The following is a 21,122-nucleotide window of genomic DNA, read 5'->3' as shown; positions in this document are numbered from 1 at the left end:
CTTGAATGGCGCCTGTATCAGCAATTAATTGTTAGGTCATAAGCAAGCGCAAGGATTCTCACTCACTGAGAAATGTTTCTACAGTGCGTCGCATTGACCGGTTTGGAGCGCACTTTGAATAGCCTATTCGAAACAGCATAACCAGTTGTCTATCCGTACCCTGGTAAGAGGGCGTTATATCTGCAAATGCTTCCTCCAACCGTTCTAACTGTGATATCTGAGTATCGGAAAATCCTTCACCATCAACTGTTGATAGTCTCGCCAGAAAGAGGGGGAAAGCCCCTAACGGTTGCACACTCAGGCCACAGCTCGTGGCCTGCAGCCAAAACCTCTCCATGGCTCTTCCAAAATCGAGGTAATCAGCGGGGCCTGTATGTACGATTGAGACCAAACTGGGTGATGTAACCATGGGTAACCAGACGCCGCGCAAAGCCATCATATGGTGCAAACCTACCATCCTGTTCAAGAGATGGGTTAATCTCCATGGCCTGAGATAGCGCAGTATCGGTATAAAAACCGATTCAATACCCAACGTCTCTTGGGCTAATCCATCTTTGGATTTTTCAGCATGATCGCCGAATCGTAATACATCGTAAAAATCATTATGTATTGCTTCATGACTGAAGCGTATAGTATCCGCCTTGTATACTATCTTGGTAAATGCTTTGCGTTGATTATCAAGATCATAGAATGTCAGTGAATAATCACTGAGTGATCTGACTGCGTCATCTAACTTTTTACGATCGGCCTCATTAACCTGCAGACTTTTTCTATAAAGCCCTCTGTCCGTGCAGCGCGAAAACACTTCAGTTGCATAGTGATCAGATCGCTGTTGATCATGGGCGGTAAACGTCATTCGAATCGGAGTGCTCTGATCAGTCACCGAATAAGGATCAATATCAATACTTAATCCCATAGAGCGTGCTTGTTGATCAATATTTTCAAGAACAGCGCCACAACCCATCTTACTGGCAACATCTGCAGGATCAAAGAAGAGTCCCATCAAATTCCTGTCTAGCGATAATTCAAGGCAATCACCATCAATTCTAAATTTCCATGGCTGCATATTGTCTGCAGAGGGTGCCAGTATGCCTGCCTGTATTAGCTTCAGCATCTCATCTCTAAGCATTTATTCAGTTCCTTGAACTCCAATACGAATTGCTAATATCACTGTTTCTGCAAATACTTTTTTCTATCGAAATTAAGTGCATCAATAAGCACATATCACATCATAAGGTAATCGATCAGCTGTGTCGTTTAGTACTGAGGCTATACTTTCAATCCACGCCAAATAGAATTTAATTCTTTTGTTTGTGTGAGATAAAGAATCCGCCCTAAATTGTAAGCAATTTTGCATTAACTTGAGGGCGTTAAAGGACCACAATGCTAGTATCTATTAATCAATCCATGATATATGATTTTATTTCCGTTCTTTTTACTGAGTCAATGAAATCGCCCTGATTGGATAGATCAGGTGCCGGAATGGTACTATATTACGTTGTAGTGATGGTTCTAACTTCTTGCAGGAACCACTTGATATTTAAATATTTCATCCATCACAAGAATTTGGGTTATAAGCTGTGACTTTAGATCAAGGGTACGTGGTGTGTAATCGGGGAGGCTCTATGCAGGATGGCGTCAGATTTGCCGAAACAGAAGAAGACAATCAAGCTTCCTTCAGACTACGTTATCAGATTTATGTGAAAAGCATGGGGCGCCTTAAAGATAAAGGCGATCATGAAAAGCAGGAACTGAGAGATGAATACGATAAGTCGGCACGCGCCGTTATTGCCATTCAAAATGGCGAACCTATCGGAACGCTCAGGCTCTTTTGGGGAGGAGATGTTCCCTTTACAGATTCTTTAATTGAGGCCTACAGTATTGCACCCTTCCTCGGTGTATTAAGCCAAGATCAGATCTGTATCGTTGAGCGGTTGATGGTCACAGAGGAGCATAGAGGGAGCAATGTAACGCTGAGGATGTATAAGGAAGTAATGAATTTTGTCCTTAAACATCGTGCTGAGATTGTCCTTTTGGACTGCGAACCCCACCATCTGAACTCTTATTTAAAGCTAGGGTTCAGGCCGTTTACTACCCCCTACACCTATCCCGGCATCGGTCTTGTCATTCCAATGGCATTGATCGTAGGTGATTATGACCACCTGAAACGAATTGGCTCACCATTTGCCATGCTGACCAAACCGGAAGACCTTGCTTACTGCCGCTTTGCAGATGAACTGACACACGTAATTGATAACAAAACGAATGTTCATAGCCTAACGGTTTCTAATACAGCACAATTTCTTGATGAAATCAGTTCGCTCTCACCTGGGAAAGATTGGTCATTTAATACTACACCCAGCCTATTTGATTCTCTCGAAGCAGAAGAGATCGAGCGACTTATTCAAAAAAGCCACATTATTGCCTGCAAAAAAGGTAACCACATTATAGAGAAAGATAACTCGGCAAAAACCATGTTCATTCTACTATCCGGCCACGTTGCCGTCGAGAAAGGTGGTCAGATGATCGCCATGGTATCGCCAGGTGAGGTAATTGGTGAGATTGCCTTTTTCTTGGGTGTTCCCAGAACAGCCAGTATTATTGCAGCCACAGATGACGTAAAGGTTCTGTCACTTGATGAAAAAGGCCTATCACGTCTTTTGAAACATGAAGGCCAATTGGCCAATAAGGTATTAATGAATCTTTGTCGCGGATTATGCTCCCGCATCCTGGCAGGCAGTGAAACCGCCGACTTTCGAGTCAATTAAACTACAGCCAAATCGCAATAACCCACTGTAAAACAGAATGCTATCCCTTGTTCAGCTTTTCGAGCAGTGCCTTGGCTTCTGCTTTTTCTGAAAACTCCTGCTCCTTTTTCAGCAGATCAGTGAGAATCTCAACCGCTATTTTGTTATTTCCAGCCATCGAGTTAATTAACGCTTCGTGATAACGCAAAGTTGGGTTATTAGACTCCAGATAGCCCACCTCCTTGATTGTGCGCAGTGCCAGCTCTGTCTCTTTATTGGCTAGGTAGACCAGTGCCAATGTGTCCATCAGGGCTACTGACCCTGGCTTTAACTCATTCGCTCTTTGTATGTAGGTTAATGCCTGCTCGGGATCATAAGTTCGCATGACCCAAGCCAAATTATTCAATACTCTTATATCATCAGGTGCCACAGCCAATGCACGCTGATAATACTTCGCTGCCAAATCATATTTCTTCAATCGAGTATACGATTCAGCCAGAATAAAGTTTGCGTTGTACTCTTCACTATGACTCTCTGCCCATTTTTCCTGCAAACTCAACGCCCCTGCGCTGTCTCCTACCCGTAAACGCTGTCTGGATAAGGCGAGCATATTGTCAATATTTGGATAGGCTGAAAACACCTCTTCTGCAAGTTTCAACGCTTGTTGTTGATCACCCTTTAATTCCTCAAGGGCAAAGGCCACTTTCATTACATCTTCATTTTTACTGGTAAATGTTTTCAAAGAGGCGATTTCACGCTCGACCGCCGGAATATCCTGTTTTTTCACAAGGAGTCGTAGAAGCGCTATACGCGCTGGTAAATACTGATCATCCTTTTCAATTGCTGTTAATAAGGCTTTCTCAGCCAACTTCAGATTGTCTTGCCCCGCATAGGCCTGTGCCAACAGATAGTGACCTTCCGGACCATCCGGCTTCTTTGCTATGATATCTGACGCGGACTTTTCCACAGCCTTGTAATTTTTTTGCGCTATCGCCTGGATGGCAAGCACTTCCAAAACCGGTAATTGTTTTCGTGCCTCAAAATCGAGTGTTTCTATCAACCCGGTCACCTGCGCTGGATTCCCTGAATTGATATAGTACCTTGCCAGCATCAAACGAGGCTTTACAGCACCAGGATATAGACGAATCGCCCTTTCTAACCGCTGTACTTGTTGTTCTGCTTTCCCCTCAATCACATCCAGTTCCGCCAACTTCACTAAGGTTTCAAGATTGTCAGGGTGAGCCGAAATAACCCCGTTGAGAAAATCTCTAGCCTGGGCATATTGCTTATCCTGAATAGCCAGAATTGCCAGATTATGACCAGCATCGGTATTGCCTGGTTTGATTTTCCATGATTGTTCCAGCGCTTTCCTGGCGCCTTGCAAATCCCTCTCTGCAATAAAAATCATGCCCATCAAGTTATGCGGTATCTCACTCTCAGGAGCTCTTTTCAGAAAATCAGCTGCTGCCTGATGTGCTTTCTCCATTTCCTTCAATCTTAGGTAACTTAATACCCGCAATGTATCTGCTTGATGGTCATCCTTATCCTGTGCTATTGCAGTCTCTAGCTGGGCAAAACCCTCCGATTGATTACCACTCATCAAGAGTCCAGCCCCAAGTCGTACCCTCGCTTCTGCAGACTCTGGATTACGTTCTACTATCTGATTAAGAAGAGCGATACCCTCAGCAGTCTCACCACGCATCAGTTTTGTTTTTGCCAATATGTTTAGGAGTTCATCATCCTCTCGATTGGCTTCCAGTACCGGATTGATCAGCGTATCAACATAGTCATACTCTTTCTTTGAATACTTGATATCAGCCAGTAATTTTCTGTTGGCGAGATGCCCTGGATTTAACGTGAAATACCGCTCTGCATGGGTTTCTGCCTGGGCAATGCTGCCTAAACGATAATTGACATAGGCAAGATAAAATAACGACAAGGGATAGCGATCCTGATCAAGCAGGGCCAAATCAAATGCGGATTTAGCATCTTCCAACTTATTGGATGCCAGATACACCAACCCCTGAGAGAAGGCCACACCCGCGTTACCAGGAAGCATCTTTTTTAAAATATCCAGATCGTACTGCGCCTTTTTCAGATCATTCAATAGGATATTGACGGTCACACGCTTGTTGCGATCGGCCAGATTCGTCGGCATTAGCGACATCGATTTGGTGTAGGCGTCACGGGCTAATTCCAGATTCTTCTCATTGGCCTCGATATCGCCCAACAGACTCCAGGCAGCCGGGAAGTTATTATCAATCTCAAATGCCCGCTTTAACTCTTCTCGCGCGTTTGTAAGAGACTTTTCAGCCATCATAAAAGCACTGGCCTTTGCAACATGTACATAAGCCGAGCCTGGGGCAATCTCTACAGCACGGTCTATTTGCTTAATTGCATTTTCATGGTCACTCCGTACCAACAATGCAACGCCCTGTGCCGCTAGCACCTCTCCTTGTTCATTCGGTCGGAGATGGCTCGTCTTTATCGCAATGACATCATCCAGTTTTCTCAACTGTAGGAGTACCTTGCTGAGATAAGGGAATATCTCATTGTCATCTGCACCAAGTTCTAGCGCTTTTTTCAACTCTTTCTCTGCTGCTGCAAAATTCCCTGCCTTCAAATAAAGCTGTCCCAACAGGGTTCGTGCGTTGCCGTTTTGTGGATTTTGTTGGATAGAACTTTTAAGTTCAATTAGCGCAGATTTCTGATCGCCATTTGCCAGGAATTTCTTTGCATTTTCGATATGTTGCAGATCATCAACAGACCCGCAGCCGGCAATAAACAATAGTGAGGTGAAAGAGAGTGCAAACTTTAATTTCTTATTCATGAAACTTCCCATCTGTAGATTCAAAAGCAGTGCAAGGCTGAGTAAATCTGGACTCTATATGCTGCTTGAGAATGCTGCGAGAACCACAATAACTAACATCAATGGTACTCAATCCTATTTGGATATATCTTCCAAAATATACGTTCTAATAATCGATACATAATGCCCGAGACATGCAAACCCGGCAACAGGGAGATGAATTTTTGGCTGTATGCTTCACACGTAACTTATTGATTCACTCATGGTACATCCGTAATTATAAGAATATTTTTCCTTTACATTCGATGCCGGGATAATCCAATACCCGTTCATATAACTTATGAATCATCCAAAAACCTGGGGGATTATACATTTTCAGTCGAGCCTGGAGTGTAACATCCACTATCAATTGTTTATTTTTGGGCAGTATATTCAATCGTTTACCATCATCAATGAGACACACTATAATAGACAAGTCGGCAGTGACCCATCAATTATTTATAAAGCAGCACTTACCATCAGAAATAGTCGTCACTGAGTTGATGGATTAGCCCTTCATACCACTGAAATCAAACTGAAATGACTCCATCTGTCTCGTCTACGACTCATCGCGCATCATCCTCACTAGTATTTTTGCAATGCATGCTTGCAGTCGTAATGCTTGCGATTGTCACAATAACACTACTGGAATTTCCAGCGGGAAACCTTTGGCTTGGGGCTGGCCTTTGTACCTATTTTATACTCCTCTGGCGCTATCCGTGGCTCTGGCTGATTGTGGTCCCTACTCTACTGCCTGTAATGGATTTAACCCCGACTACCGGCCGTATATTTTTTAGTGAGTTCGATCTGCTTGTTTTAGTCAGTGTTGCTTCTGGTCTATTACGTCGTGACGCCTGGATTGCACCGTTACAACTCAATTGGAAACGCTGGGCACTGATTTTTCTGCTGATTATTTGGCAGACCTACACAGCATTAAAGGGACTGCTACCTCTACAACCCATTGATGCTAACGCTTTTACCAGCTACTACAGTCACTACAACAGTCTACGGTTGGCTAAAGGTTTTTTCTGGGCACTCTTGCTCTTGCCACTTTTAGGTCAAGCCATCAACAGAGGGAATAAGGTCACTCAGCTGTTTATTTTTGGCATGATCGGCGGACTCGCGGCCGACCTTACTGCAATACTCTGGGAGCGCGCCCTATTTGCCGGTGTTTTTAACTTCTCAAAACCCTATCGTGTAACAGCACTGTTTTCCGGTATGACCACGGGTGGCGCCCCGCTTGATGCGCACCTAATTTTCTCTCTACCCTTCATCACCGCACTGTTCCTGATCCGGAATTCCCGCCTTCTCCATCTGATCGGATTTGGCCTACTCTTATTCGCATTCTACGGTCTAGCCGTCACATTTAGCCGCGCTGACTATGCTGCAGTGATTATTGCAATCATTACCGGCTTGGCCGCCTGGTTTTATCTTAAAAGGCATGTGGACTCTTCGCATCATGGGAAAGGATGGTATCTGGGCGGCATTCTACTGTTGGCACTGATTATTTCGGCACCGTTTATCAGTGGAGAATTTATCAAGCACCGTTTCAGTACCGTTAGTAGTGATCTTTCTGGCAGATTTGTTCATTGGAACTCGGCCATTGAGATGATGGGTAATAGCCCTGAGAACAAGCTATGGGGTATGGGAAGGGGCTCATTTCCAAGACACTATTACTGGTCACACCCGGTTGATTCACTACCGCCAACGATGCTGCACATCAAAGAAGATGCCAATAATTTTCTGCGCATGGATAAAAGCAACAATAGCGGCGATCTGTTTCTGACTCAGCGCTTTGATGTTTCTGAGCCAGGGACTTACCGGCTTTCCATATCATTGCGCCCAAGAACAGAACAGCCAACCCGACTACTAGTTGAGATATGTGAACGCCTGATTTACCAACCCTACAAAAACTGTAAATGGATGGGAATTGACACCGGTTCAAAAAGCACAGAATGGGTCAATTTCAATAAAAAATTCAGCGTAAATGATCTAGGGAAGAAGTATTGGTATGGCTCTCGGCCGGTGCAGATCTCGATCTTAAATCGTGGTTTGACAAAGGGTCTTGATATTGATGATGTGCAAATCATCACACCCAGTGGAAAGAGTCTACTCAGTAATAGTAGCTTTGATAAAGGTTTGGACCACTGGTTTTTCTATTCAGGCAATCATCTTAGCTGGCATATAAAGAATATCTGGGTTGATACCTTCTTCGAAGGGGGTTGGATTGGTCTTGCTATTTTTACTCTCCTGATCTTATACAGCCTGCTCATTTCAATAAAACGCCTGCGGCAACGGGATAGCTATCCTCTACTCTATCTTCCTGCACTCACCGGGTTGTTGGTGGTGGGTCTTTTCGACAGTATTTTAGATGAGCCCAAACTGACGCTACTACTCTTCTTATGCACATGGATTCTGTTGGCGAGTCGATCAACTGCACTTGTCCTAGCGCCAACAACACCTGCGACACCCGGCATTCCAGCTAAACTGTTCCGGCAATTCCGCATGCTACCCCCTTCTCGACAATTGGGAATAATTGCCACGAGTCTAGTTGTATTCATAATCTTTGGAACCTGGGGTGCTACGCGAGTAACGGGAATGGGTCCCAGACAGTTGGCATTGCGCACACTGGATAAACTGGGACAACAGGATGGCTACCTGGTACAGGCCCTTCTACCAAACCGTTTCCACAGTGATCACAAATTGGTTGGGAAAGTTCGGGCCACTCATCCTCGGATACTATTTCCCGAACTCTCTCAGTGGCCTGGAAATGACATCTCACCACAGATGAAGCAACGGATTGAACAATATAGTGATTATGACCGAAAACACTATTCTCCCTGCTCAAGTAACAGCCTACCAGGGCTCACAGCCTGTTGGTTAAGCACCGGAAAACCGGCCACAGCCGAGCGGATTATTAATGTGCTGAAAACTGGTTACATGCAGGTTGCCAGAAATAACGAGAGTTATGGTAATCTCTGGCACTATGCCTTTGCCTATGATTTTATACGTCGCTATCCCGATCTAAAAGAGACTGATCGAGTAGTTATTGAGGCAAGAATCCGCGGAGCTCTGCGTCACGCGCTGTTACTGCTTGAAGGTGACAACATGTCGCTTTGGCATGGACGCGCTACACTCTCCTCAATTGCTTGGCTTGCAGCTATAGTTTTGGATCCAGAGAATCCGGATGACCTGAACCTCATCACTCAAGCTCAGGGACACTTCCTTGAATCCCTGAAGGCTTTAGCGATGACTGAGGCCTGGCCTGAAGGCTACAACTACTGGATTAATAATCGTGCATTTCTGATCTCACTCGCTACCACGGCCTATCTGAATGGCTTAGAGGTTGCGGAAAATCACGACCAAGTAATGGAGACACTCAGACGCATTGGCTACTGGCACATTTACAATACCCGACCAGATAACAAGGCCCACGGACTGGGCGATGAAGGACCCCGTGTTGACCTGAAAGATGAGACAAGACGAATCATCGACCTCATCACTCAAGCAACCAAAGACCCCGTACTGGCGGCCTACTCAAACTATCTTGGCGAGTTGCACCGCCATGCCAGTTATTATCAGGATTATCGCTGGGGATTCATCCTGTTCAACGACCCCTCCATTATTCCTGAAGCACAGCCCACTAAAAAGACGCTTAGTTTTGCTCAACGACTACCCACTGCAGCCCTATTTGGAATAAATGCCATGAATATGGCCTACTTCCGCTCAGGTTGGTCACCGCAAGACACTTTTATTACGCTACGGTCCGGCAACAACTTTACCCATCATGGTCATTACGATGCCGGTCATTTCACCCTATTCAAAGGTGCGCCACTGGTCAGCAACAGCGGTACTTACGGTGGATTCTTCGACGAGCATCGGCTCAACTACAGTCTGCGTACCGTATCCAAAAACTCCCTGCTCATTCTTCGCAAAGATGAAGAGGTCAAACCCAACAGATTCTTCAAAGAGAACGTTTCTGCTGGAGGACAACGCATCACACTGCCTACCGGTAGTTCAATTAGCAGCACCATCCAATGGGCCGAGCAGTTGAATGACGGACAACACCTCGAAGGTGGAAAACTCAATGCATATGACTTCGATAATACAAACGGCTACCACTATCTCGCTACAGATCTCACACCTGCTTACAACAACACACATTATGATGAAACGGGTGAAGATGGAAAGGTCACCTCGGTTGTCCGAGAACTTCTCTATCTTGTTGAAGCTGATCAACTGTTCATTCACGATAAAATCGTCAGCACCCATCCTGATTACACCAAGAAATGGTTATTACACACTATCAACCGCCCCACCCTGGAAAACACCACCATATTAAAAGGCACTGAATCCAATGGAATATTAGAAAGTCGATCGGACAGCTTAAAGATAGTAAATGGTGTGGGCAGGTTAAGAGTCGATCGAATCTATCCTGAAAAGGCCGTTACCCGTCTGATTGGTGGAACCGACTATCAGTTTTACGTTGAAAAGGATGGCGATGATTCCGATCTGGATGGCAAAAATATGGTGGAGGGCGTAAACAAACAGCCCTGGTTTGATGACAGTCAATGGCGCATTGAGATACAGCCGGAAGAAGCAAACCTGGAGGATCATTTTTTAACGGTATTAACTCCTAGTATCGATGAATTTAGTACTATAAAGCCCAGTCCACTAAAAACTGATCGCTCCAACGTATACGGCACACGCAGCCAGGAAAATTTGATTCTGTTCCTTACTGATCTGAATGAAAGCAGCGTTTCATTAATGAAAAAAGCGGGTGATAAAACCCTTTATCTCCTGGGACGCAATCCCGGCAGCCAGATAACGCTCTCTTTCAACGGCAGCGAAAAACATTACGTTTCAAACAGTGCTGGCATAACCCTAGTTGAGTTCCCTGATGCGCTGGAGGGAACCATTCATATCAGATTGTAACCTGGCGGCATGGGTAGTTTGCTCCTCCTTATACACTATGTGTGTGGTCTCTTCATTGGTAACTCACTATAGGGCGCTCCATGGGTGCCGTCGGCGGGCACAGCCCGCCCTATGCATCTAAACAACCAGTGATCAAAGCTGAAATTAGCCATGGCTATAACGGTAATGGGTAACGCTGCAACATAGAGTGAGCAGAAGCTAAGTGTCCACCCCGTACAATCTACTGTTTTTTAGCATCCTTCAACAATGCATGAACATACTTAACAGGAATTGCATAGCTGATACCTGAGGGTCTTTCCAGCAGAGTCTCCTTAGACTCCTTTACAAAAACACTGTTCAAAACGCCTACAACCCGTCCTGACTGTGCATCATAAACCGGGCTACCACTGTTGCCCGGATAGGCGGTACCATCCAGCTGATACACCTCGAAACGATTGCGCATACGCTGAATCTGTTTTGCCGTAAGGTTCTTGGAGTTATTCGATGGAATCACTATCGGGGTAATGGCAGATATAATGCCCCTATGTGTTATCGGGTAGAGTCCCAAGACCATTCCAATCGGAAAGCCCGTAAATGCAATGGCCTCACCCTCCCGAATTTCAGTCTCCGCTGCCAGTGACATAGGCTGCAGTGGCCCATTGGATATCTCCAAAAGAACCAGGTCATGATCAGGATCGGCCTTGACAATCTTTGCTGGGTGTACCTTGGCCTTTTCGCCTCGCCCACTGAATACCGCCAATGTCTCCTTTTTAGCAACATCGATCAGATCGGGAATCACATGATGATTGGAGATGACCAGATTACCATTACCGATAACAAAACCCGTTCCCATAAACTGGGCAGACGGACGCCTCAAGGGCATGACAGTACCCACTGCCACCACACTCGGCCTGATTCGATCAATAATATCAGGCAGCTCTGCACTGTTGACGTGAGAAGAAAACAGGCTCAACAGCACCATGCCATAGATAGCCAAGGCTGGTAATCTCATAGATAATACCTCGTAACGACTTTATAACGGTGAGTGTAAATTGATCTGCCATGAGATACAAAGAGACGATGCCCGATGCTTGAACGCGCAAGAAAAATAATCCGGCCATTAGCATGGATAGTTCTATAGTGAATACCACCTAACATTCAGCAGCTTTGACTCAATTAGAATAATGACATCACCACCACTTATCGCACACGTCATTCATCATTTATGGATCGGCGGTCTGGAAAATGGATTAATCAATCTGATTAATCGGATTCCAGCAGATCGCTACCGTCATGTAATTGTCTGTATGGAGGATTACTCAGACTTCAAAGATCGACTGCAACGCGATGATGTTCAAGTAATCGCCATCAATAAAAAGCCCGGTCGTGATATCGGTGCAAAATGGCGACTCTTTAAAGTGTTCAGAGAACTCAAGCCAGATATCCTTCACTCGCGCAATCTTTCAGGACTTGACGCCCTACTCCCGGCCTATCTGGCTGGGGTTAAACATCGCATTCATGGCGAACATGGAAGAGATATAGACGATCTGGATGGCAGCAATAAGAAATTACAGCTCTTACGGCGTCTACATCGCCCGCTCGTTGAACGATATATACCCCTCTCGCAAGACCTCGAGCGCTATCTAAAGGAACAGATCGGCGTCGATTCTTCACGGATCACCCAAATCTATAATGGCGTCGACACTGACAAGTTCAAACCAGCACCAGACGCAAAGCCATCTCTGCCAGCAAAGGAAGGGTTTTCCAACGAGGATTCCGTCATTATTGGAACCGTCGGCCGTTTCCAGCCGGTTAAAGATCAGATGAATCTTGCTGAAGGGTTTATTCAGTTACTCAACAACTGTCCAGACTTGAAACAGACTGCACGCCTTGTCATTGTCGGTGATGGCCCGCTCAGAGATACCGTAATGGAGCGACTCACAACAGCTGGCTATGCCGATTTAGTGTGGGCACCCGGCGCGAGAGATGATGTGTCCAACCTCATGCAATCATTGGATATTTTCGTTTTACCCTCACTTGCCGAAGGTATATCCAATACTCTACTGGAAGCCATGTCTTGCGGATTACCCGTTATTGCCACCGCTGTTGGGGGGAATCCAGAACTCGTTGAGGATGGAAAGACCGGTACACTGGTTCCAGCTGGAAACAGTCACGCACTGGCCAAAACATTGGAGATGTACGTCCGGGGTAAATCATTACGAAAGTCACAGGGTCAGGCGGCCCGATTGCGGGCTGAGGAACATTTTAGTATTGCGGCAATGGTGGAGCGTTATGTGGCTGTCTATGATAAGTTATCAAACACATAACAAGACCAATGATAACCAAGGAAAACGCACCATGATCCGAATAGTTTCAACAAAAGGTTAAAAATCAGGATGTCAGGATTGATCCACCAATTTATAGCAAACTCTGCTCAACAAAACCCCACCGCAACTGCACTTATCCACAAAAATACCGAGTACAGCTATGCGGCACTTCAGACAGAGATAGATTCAACTGCCACTGGACTGATTCAATTAGGCCTAGCGCCATCTGAACGGGTTGCTATCTATCTGCCAAAACAACCGGAAACGGTGTTTGGCCTCTTTGGTGCAGCTCAGGCTGGCGGGGTATTTGTACCCGTTAATCCGCTACTCAAACCCCATCAGGTAGCCTACATACTGAAAGATTGTAATGTCCGGGTACTGATTACTTCTGCTGATCGTCTTAGGTTGCTGTCTGATGCACTGGCCCAGTGTCACGACCTGCGTACAGTGATCATTGTCGGACAACAGCAAACTGAATTACCTGTTGTCTCCAATATCAGTATCCTCACTTGGGAAACGGCTTTCTCCCACTCTTCTGACATTGTTACCCAAACACACCGTCGCATTGATACCGACATGGCAGCCATTCTCTATACTTCCGGCAGCACGGGTAACCCCAAAGGCGTAGTGCTCTCCCACCGTAACATGGTAGCGGGGGCTGAAAGTGTGGCGGAGTATCTAGAGAACAATGCAGATGATCGACTATTAGCTGTACTTCCGTTCAGTTTTGACTATGGCTTAAGTCAAATGACCACGGCTTTCAGTGTTGGGGCCAGCGTCGTGCTGATGGATTATCTGTTGCCCAGAGACGTTATCCGCGCTGTAGAACGCTATCAAATCACCGGGCTGGCCGCTGTGCCACCTCTATGGAACCAGCTGGCACAACTCGAGTGGCCCGAAGGCGCTGTCAATACACTTCGCTATATCACCAATTCCGGTGGCGCGATGCCCAAGGCCACCACTCAAAAATTGCAGCAGTCACTTCCACAAACCAATATCTTTCTCATGTACGGTCTTACCGAAGCCTTCCGTTCAACCTACCTTCCACCCGATCAGGTCAATAGCCGCCCTGAGTCGATGGGCAAGGCGATACCTAACGCGGAAATTCTGGTAATTAGAGAAGATGGCTCGGAATGCGCCCCTGGAGAGCCCGGTGAACTGGTTCACCGGGGTGCATTGGTTGCAATGGGCTACTGGAATGATCCGGAAAAGACCGCCGAGCGATTCAAACCCAGCCCCAGTCAACTCTCAGAGATACCCTTGACAGAGATAGCGGTCTGGTCAGGTGATCAGGTAAAAAAAGATGAAGAGGGCTATCTCTACTTCATTAGTCGCAAAGATGAGATGATCAAGACCTCCGGTTATCGGGTTAGCCCAACCGAGATTGAAGAGGTTATCTACAGCTCTAAAATGGTCAATGAAGTGGCCGCGTTAGGTCTGACACATCCAGTCTTGGGACAGGCCATCTTGCTGGTGATTGCGGGCGATGAAAACACCGATCGTGAAGCCATACTCAAGCACTGCCAGAAGGAGTTACCAAACTTCATGATTCCCCAGGCTATTGAGGTAAAATCGAACCTACCACGCAATCAGAACGGAAAAATAGACCGAAAAGGACTCTCGACTGAATACAAGGATATCTTCCTGGGAAAAACAGCGCCATGAAAGAGACACCCAAGCATGCAGATATGATGCAGTTCCCCATTCAGGATAACGAGCTGCTGATTGGTGGAATTCCGCTCACCAGACTGGCATCCCGCGTAGGACAGACCCCCTTCTATGCTTATGATCGCAAGGTAATAACAGATCGACTACAGCAACTTCGCGCCATTCTGCCAAAAGAGATCCATCTGCATTACGCCATCAAGGCCAACTCTATGCCTGCGGTGGTTCAACACCTGTCAGGATTGACCGATGGACTGGATGTTGCCTCTTTGGGTGAGATGAAGGTTGCACTGGATACCGGCATGGCTGCAGACAAGATCAGTTTTGCCGGTCCGGGAAAAAGTGATAAAGAGCTGACCGCTGCTGTAGCAGCCGGTGTCACCATCAACATGGAATCAGAAGGTGAGATGGAACGCATTGCCACTATTGGCAACAAGTTATCTATCCAACCCCGTGTATCTGTACGCGTTAATCCGGACTTTGAACTAAAAACTTCTGGCATGAAAATGAGCGGTGGCCCAAAACCCTTTGGCATTGATGCTGAACGTGTGCCGGATGTGCTTAAGCGTATTGCCAACTTGAGTCTGGATTTCCAGGGATTTCATATCTTCAGTGGATCACAGAATCTTCGGCCTGAAGCACTCATTGAGGCCCAGACAAACACCTTTGAACTCGCCTATCGAATGGCAGAATATGCACCCTCACCTATTACCTGGCTCAATATTGGTGGTGGTTTTGGTATTCCTTACTTCCCAGGCGAAAAGCCGCTTGATCTGCAACCTGTGGCGGACAATCTGCAAAGTCTAGTCGATGAATGTAAGACTCGATTACCCGATGCAGAAATTGTTATAGAACTGGGTCGCTATCTCGTGGGAGAAGCCGGCGTTTATGTCTGTGAGGTGATTGACAAAAAAATATCGCGGGGAGAAACCTTTATCGTAACCAATGGTGGATTACATCACCATCTGGCGGCATCAGGGAATTTTGGCCAAGTGATTCGAAAAAACTATCCCGTTTGTGTTGGTAACCATGTAGTCAGTGAAAATAGTGAAATTGTGAATGTTGTAGGTCCACTCTGTACGCCACTCGATATCCTTGCCAATAAGATTGAACTACCGGTAATTACTATTGGTGATTTGATTGTTGTTTATCAATCAGGTGCTTATGGGCTCAATGCGAGTCCTCAAGGTTTTCTGAGTCATCCGGCTACAATAGAGGTTTTTGTATAATGCCTTTATAGGGTATCTCTACAGGTCCAAGACCAGCATCCTTTCGGCTTTGAAACATCTGATTCTGGCGGCTCATATCAGGAATATGATCTTCTCCATCAAAACGCATACGTCCGGTACTCTCTATGATTCGGTTCTGTGACACATCAAAGTGAGAAACAGGTGCGCGCCAGGTAAATATTCTATTAAAGCCATAATCGGCGGATGGCTCATCCGCTGATTCTTCCCTATCAAATATCAACCAACTATTTTTTATTGATATATCTGATGAATGAACTCCACCACCGCAGTTTTGCGGTTCTGTACCTACACTTATCAAATCAATATTATCCGTCTGCTTTCCTTGTTGCAGTACACTATTCCGAATGGTCAGTTTGCCCCCACAGGGAAAATCAATGATTCTGGAGTGACGCCCATCTAGTCCTGCGAGCACACTGTTCTCAATCAAAGTGTCAGACGCCCTACTTTTAAAGATATGCCCCTTTCCAAAAGAGCGCCGAACAATCGAATTTTTGACGATCACCTTATCGATATCACCAGCGTAAAAACCGTGGCCCAGCGTACTTGATCCACCGCCTATTCCTGTGTCTTCTATTATACTGTCTTCAAGTATCACCTGACCGCCACGGTTATCAGTAAGAACGCCCATAACCGTTTTACTGATACGTGCATTCTTCAAGGTTAGGTTGAAATTATTTCCCTCAGCTTTAATCCCAGCACAATTCCCCCATTGACAATTAGCGACTGCACCATCACCGACAAAATCATCGATCAACACGTTACAGTTATCACAGGAAATATTAATAATACTTTTCTTGTTGACAGTACCCCTAAAAATAACACCATTAAGCCCAAGATGAAGTGATTTGTTGACAAATATCCCATGCCGGTAGGTGCCAGGAGGGATTGTAACTTTATCACCGGGCTTGGATTTATTAACCAGATCTTGTGGATTAATGTTCGAGTACTGTGTGTAAGTCGGATTTTCAGGATGTTTATATACCCACACACCCGTTTTATGGGTTGATAATCCAACAAACAAATCTTCCTTATCCAGATAGACCCATTTTCCGTAGACTCTGCCATCACCTGTTGGTGGGCCATTAATACTCCACTCAAGTGTTTTCCATTGTCGATCACCATCGGGGTCAATAACCGAAATGCTTGATGTGCCATCCCACGCATACAACCGCTTATCCTTAGCAACCGCCAAGGATTTACCATGTGGGGAATCAGCTGATAACTTGTAAAGAAAACTCCCCCTATCTCCATCAAATGCAAGTAGCGCCTTATTGTGCAATGACCATACGATATTTCTGTAAGAGTCATAAATCTTTGTTCCATCACCCCAATCTGCCTGCGCTGAAAATGGCGAGAAGGATCGTTGACTTATGTTTTCTGGATTGTACTTAACTGTTTTATATCTGGAACCGAAAACAATACTCCCATTATTGAGTAGTGTACTCACCGGATACCCTTGATGTATTGCTTTACTTTTCAACTGCTCAAAAGTTAATACCTTTCTCCAGGATAAAGGAGGCAAGTTGTTTTGAGTGATTTTATTACTTGGATTGAATTCATACCAACCTATCGTATCTGCAGTTGTTCCCAAGACGAGGGGATCACTTTTAAATTTATCACTCTGATCCTCAATACAGGATCCATTAGCAGCACCCATTACATACAAGAATATAGTTTGTGTTATATCACTAAAGATAAGCCCGTCATATGTATGCGTGCTTGCTGGTACTGTGTTGATGTTAGGTATCCAACACAGTCTACGCCATGGTTTTTTCTTATCAGCATCATAATCTCTTGATATAAATAAGTAATCCAATGGCGAAGGCTCAGTAATTCTACTCCATGAACCATTTTTAAGATCAAACTCATATACTTCATTTCCACCATAGTCTGCATGTCCACCACTCATAAAGAATAGTTTATATCTTGAAGCGTCAAAAGCAGCACTATTCCATGCATGCAAAATTGAAGATGGACCAGTTATCATCCGCGTTTTATTATCAATATTTTTAGGCCATACAGAAGAAATTGATGGGTAAAGGTCACTGTGGCGAATCTCACACCAGCCACCTGATCGAGATTTCAGTTTACTGGCACAGTCATCAATATTTTTACCACGCAGAGGACGATAATCGGCGGCCAAATGATCAACTCCCGAAAAAGCAAAATCATATGGAAAAAGAAGAAAAAAAATAATTAGCAGAATAGGCATATTATATACATCCTGTAGTATCTATACCGTAGTTAGAATTCAAGAAACGAATAACCGCCGCTAGCTACTCAGTGTTCAACTCGAACTTACTTTTATTACATCGCAATTTAGCCTATACATCATTCAATCTAAAAACCTATTCTATTGGCTATTATTGAACCTTTGATTGCAAAATCGCGTCAAACCATTTCGCTAATAATCGAGCAGCTGATTGTCGTGAGTACTTCGCTACAGCTTCATCTGAAGCAATTGCCGCTGAGCCTGACTTTAGTTTAGTCATAAACGCCAACAATGTTTGCTTTATTAATTCGGAATCATCAAGTGGGGCGATATCAGTCAATCCAGCATCTGCCAATGTTTTGGCAGTATCCCCTGCTGCATCTGTAAGTGCTAATACTGGCTTACGAGCTCTGAAGTACTCATAAACTTTCGCCGGGACTTGATGATTACAGTTTGCTGCTTGAAAAATAATCAACCCATCTGCTAACAACATCTCTTTTAATGCATCACGATAAGGTATTCCAGTTTCCAGATTTACTATATCCTGAATATTCAGATCCTCAAGGATGGGGCGAAATTGCTCATCATGGCCTGTTGCTCTCAAGATAACCTTTAATCCCTTTCCATTAATTTTATGCTGTTTCTTTAACTCAGATATTGCCTGAAAAAAAGGCTTTGGATCTCTTTCGTCTGGATATATAACGCCACTGTGTACCAATGTTATAGGGCCATCCTCTCTAACCAGGGATTGAGTTGCACCGAGTGAATCAACATTTTCGATTTCTGAAAAAATCTCCTCATTATAACCATTCGGCATCAATAGCCATTTATCACTTGGTAAATCAGGATACCGTTCCCTATACATTTCAACTGCGCCAGGTGTTGTGAAAATCGCTTTCGAGCAGGCGTGAACAGTTCTCTTTTCGATCCACAAAAACACTTTACGTCTGGCCCCTTCTCTCGGATAAGTCGGCTCCGTCATGGAATCTCGAAAATCAGCCACCCAGGGCAAACCTGTCAGCTTGTGAAGTGTTAATCCAATGAGGTGAGCGGTCGCTATTGGATAAGTACTCCATATCAACTTTGGTTTATATTTACGGATAATCCGTAAACCGGACCAAACACCACCAAGCCACCAACTGGACCAGCGATCAGGTAGTGCCAGAGCATCCAGATAACGTCCCCCAATTGAGAGGTGCTTACTCGTATCAAGCGCAAAAGCGCTAACCACAGGAATATCAGAAGGAATATCCTGCAGCTGATCCGTACTGACATTGGCATATGCACGTGGATTTGCTGACAGGACTATAGGTGCCCATCCATGTTCACGAATGTACTTTGAAAAAGCGAGGGTTCGCTGTAAACCACTGCTTACTTGAACAGGAGGATAATGGTAGGCCACCATAAGTACACGCTTCACCATGATTTCAGCCAATTCACTGTTTCGGTAGCCACTGAATTGCGCCAGACTCTTCTGGAGAAGGTATGATCTGCATCCCCCATTTTTATGGTCCGGCTATTTCCCTGATCCAATATAGTCTGGAAACGGGGCGATGCATCAACTGTTTGCTGGAACTCCGCCGCTGTTAAATCATTGCCACTGAGCACAAACAATAACTTACCCTTAAATTGTCCCAAGGCATCCTCCATTTTATGGCCTAAGGATAAGCCAGGGGTGTTTATTATCATGTCGATATCCTTCGTGGAGGTATTCGAGGGACTATCTGTTCTTCCAGATGCCTTCCTGATCATTTGCCGAAGTGAGTGTAAAGATTGCAACAGATTAAACCGTCCACTAATTATTTTTTTCCAGAAACCCTTGCTTAACAGGCGCTTCACATAATAGTGCTTAATATACGCTTTCGCCTCGCCTACCTCACTCCGCACCCAAGGGTTGAGCAGAACAAGCCCACTGATTCTATTATCCAATGGAGCATAAAAAGCGGCTGCAGTGGCCGCATCACACAACCCCCAAATCACGACTTCTGTAACAGAAGGACACTCCATTTGAAAACAATCTATTGCTGAACAGATATCATCACTAATGTTATCAAAACCAGTCAGGAGACCAGTCCCATCACCTATACCCCGATAATCAAACCGAAACGCAGGCACGCCCTTCTCCGCTAAATCTCTCGCCAGAAGGACGAACTGTCTATGACTACCCACGCGATACTGCGGCCCACCAACCACAATCAAGACACCACGCTTAGCTGCTCTTTTCCCTGGATGAACAATGGCAGGCAATAACTCATTATTACAAGTAAAAGAGGCCGTATGCTCACTGATAAAATCCTGTGGTTCAGGATCAGTCAATAAAAATACCGATTCACCCTCTGAAATACTTTTATTTGCTATAAGCGCATCTGTGGTTCTTTTAATCAGACTTGGGGCCATCGTTATTTCCTGCGTTGTCCAAAAGGGATCACCCGCAACTAATTCAGCATCAATATCTATGCCCTCTTGCCGCCACTGATCAACAATCTTCTTACTCGCAATCGACAACGGCTTTTCAGTATTACTCGATATTTCAAACCAAAAGACCGGCAAGCCAGCATTAGGCGTTATATTCTGCATCGAGAGTTCATCAATTCTGGATACGAGCTTCGAAGATAACTCATAACCGGCAACCTCTAACGCACCCTCTATTTCCAACCGACTTCTCAGGTCACTTACCTTTTCCTGAGTTCCATCCATCATACTGGCAGCCATCCGTAGTCTCAGAAATTGAGTCATTGACTGCTGCCCATTGATGACTGGCTGCCAAAACAATAGACCCGAGACCACTCCAGCAAGTTGTTTACTGACTTCCAGAGCAAGCAGTGAACCAAGCCGTATACCCCAGAAATAAATCTTTTTACCCCCCTGTCCTCTAATCCATGCAACCAATCCGAGCATATCAGTACACCATGTGTCCCAATCTGCATCCGAAAAGTCACCACCACTATCACCTGTCCCGTACAGATCGGGAATAACCACCGCAATACCAGTAGATGACCACGATCTAGCCTGGGCGCTCATCATTTTACGACTTTTATTCATCTCCTCGGCAAAAGGAGGAAAACAGATCACCCAACTGTCTGTGGTATTTTTGGGGTGAAAGAGAGAGAGGTGAATCGCCCCTGCTTTTCCTTGAATAAATCGGGATTGCATGGGTAC

Annotated in this window: 11 protein-coding genes; 5 read left to right on the top strand and 6 right to left on the bottom strand. The window is 45.2% G+C overall.

Annotated elements, in window-relative coordinates:
• Nucleotides 1-58: 58 nt before the first annotated feature.
• Nucleotides 59-1,129 (bottom strand): hypothetical protein, encoded by a 1,071-nt coding sequence (locus tag FHP88_RS12070; RefSeq protein ID WP_144359317.1) that lies wholly within the window; start codon nucleotides 1,127-1,129, stop codon nucleotides 59-61.
• Nucleotides 1,130-1,625: 496 nt separating this feature from the next.
• On the opposite strand from FHP88_RS12070, the gene FHP88_RS12065 reads away from it, so the two are divergent.
• Entirely contained in the window at nucleotides 1,626-2,768 is a 1,143-nt protein-coding gene (locus FHP88_RS12065; protein ID WP_144359316.1) for a GNAT family N-acetyltransferase, read from the top strand.
• A 40-nt stretch (nucleotides 2,769-2,808) separates the two neighbouring features.
• Here the strand turns inward: FHP88_RS12065 and prsT are convergent, their stop codons facing one another.
• Complete coding sequence (prsT, locus tag FHP88_RS12060; RefSeq protein WP_186297701.1) at nucleotides 2,809-5,577, bottom strand: XrtA/PEP-CTERM system TPR-repeat protein PrsT; 2,769 nt, start codon at nucleotides 5,575-5,577, stop codon at nucleotides 2,809-2,811.
• Nucleotides 5,578-6,213: 636 nt separating this feature from the next.
• On the opposite strand from prsT, the gene FHP88_RS12055 reads away from it, so the two are divergent.
• Nucleotides 6,214-10,530, top strand: a complete 4,317-nt coding sequence (locus FHP88_RS12055; protein ID WP_186297700.1) for an O-antigen ligase family protein — start codon at nucleotides 6,214-6,216, stop codon at nucleotides 10,528-10,530.
• Nucleotides 10,531-10,750: 220 nt separating this feature from the next.
• Here FHP88_RS12055 and FHP88_RS12050 read toward each other — a convergent pair whose 3' ends face one another.
• On the bottom strand, nucleotides 10,751-11,521 hold the full coding sequence (locus FHP88_RS12050; RefSeq protein WP_144359313.1) for a S1 family peptidase: 771 nt from the start codon (nucleotides 11,519-11,521) through the stop codon (nucleotides 10,751-10,753).
• 172 nt (nucleotides 11,522-11,693) lie between these two features.
• Here FHP88_RS12050 and FHP88_RS12045 point away from each other — a divergent pair, with 172 nt between their 5' ends.
• From FHP88_RS12045 to FHP88_RS12035, 3 genes are all read left to right on the top strand, one after another.
• Nucleotides 11,694-12,836: a TIGR03088 family PEP-CTERM/XrtA system glycosyltransferase gene (locus FHP88_RS12045; protein WP_144359312.1), complete on the top strand. Its 1,143-nt coding sequence runs from the start codon at nucleotides 11,694-11,696 to the stop codon at nucleotides 12,834-12,836.
• 69 nt (nucleotides 12,837-12,905) lie between these two features.
• Complete coding sequence (locus FHP88_RS12040; RefSeq protein ID WP_144359311.1) at nucleotides 12,906-14,501, top strand: acyl-CoA ligase (AMP-forming), exosortase A system-associated; 1,596 nt, start codon at nucleotides 12,906-12,908, stop codon at nucleotides 14,499-14,501.
• The gene (locus tag FHP88_RS12035; protein WP_260843276.1) at nucleotides 14,498-15,730 is read left to right on the top strand and encodes a pyridoxal-dependent decarboxylase, exosortase A system-associated; all 1,233 of its coding nucleotides are present in this window, start codon (nucleotides 14,498-14,500) and stop codon (nucleotides 15,728-15,730) included. Before FHP88_RS12040 ends, FHP88_RS12035 begins: the two co-directional genes overlap by 4 nt.
• Here FHP88_RS12035 and FHP88_RS12030 read toward each other — a convergent pair.
• The 3 genes from FHP88_RS12030 to FHP88_RS12020 all read right to left on the bottom strand — a co-directional run bounded on the left by FHP88_RS12030 (nucleotide 15,708) and on the right by FHP88_RS12020 (nucleotide 21,116).
• Entirely contained in the window at nucleotides 15,708-17,963 is a 2,256-nt protein-coding gene (locus FHP88_RS12030) for a hypothetical protein (protein ID WP_144359310.1), read from the bottom strand. The two genes, FHP88_RS12035 and FHP88_RS12030, sit on opposite strands and share 23 nt — an antisense overlap.
• 151 nt (nucleotides 17,964-18,114) lie before the next feature.
• Nucleotides 18,115-19,398, bottom strand: coding sequence for a glycosyltransferase (locus FHP88_RS12025; RefSeq protein WP_260843275.1), 1,284 nt, complete (start codon nucleotides 19,396-19,398; stop codon nucleotides 18,115-18,117).
• Nucleotides 19,380-21,116 (bottom strand): hydrolase 1, exosortase A system-associated, encoded by a 1,737-nt coding sequence (locus FHP88_RS12020; RefSeq protein ID WP_144359309.1) that lies wholly within the window; start codon nucleotides 21,114-21,116, stop codon nucleotides 19,380-19,382. Before FHP88_RS12020 ends, FHP88_RS12025 begins: the two co-directional genes overlap by 19 nt.
• Between the last annotated feature and the right edge of the window lie 6 nt (nucleotides 21,117-21,122).

The organism is Sedimenticola selenatireducens (genome assembly GCF_007625115.1).
Lineage (GTDB): Bacteria > Pseudomonadota > Gammaproteobacteria > Chromatiales > Chromatiaceae > Sedimenticola > Sedimenticola selenatireducens_A.
This window is presented reverse-complemented; position numbering and strand designations above follow the sequence as displayed.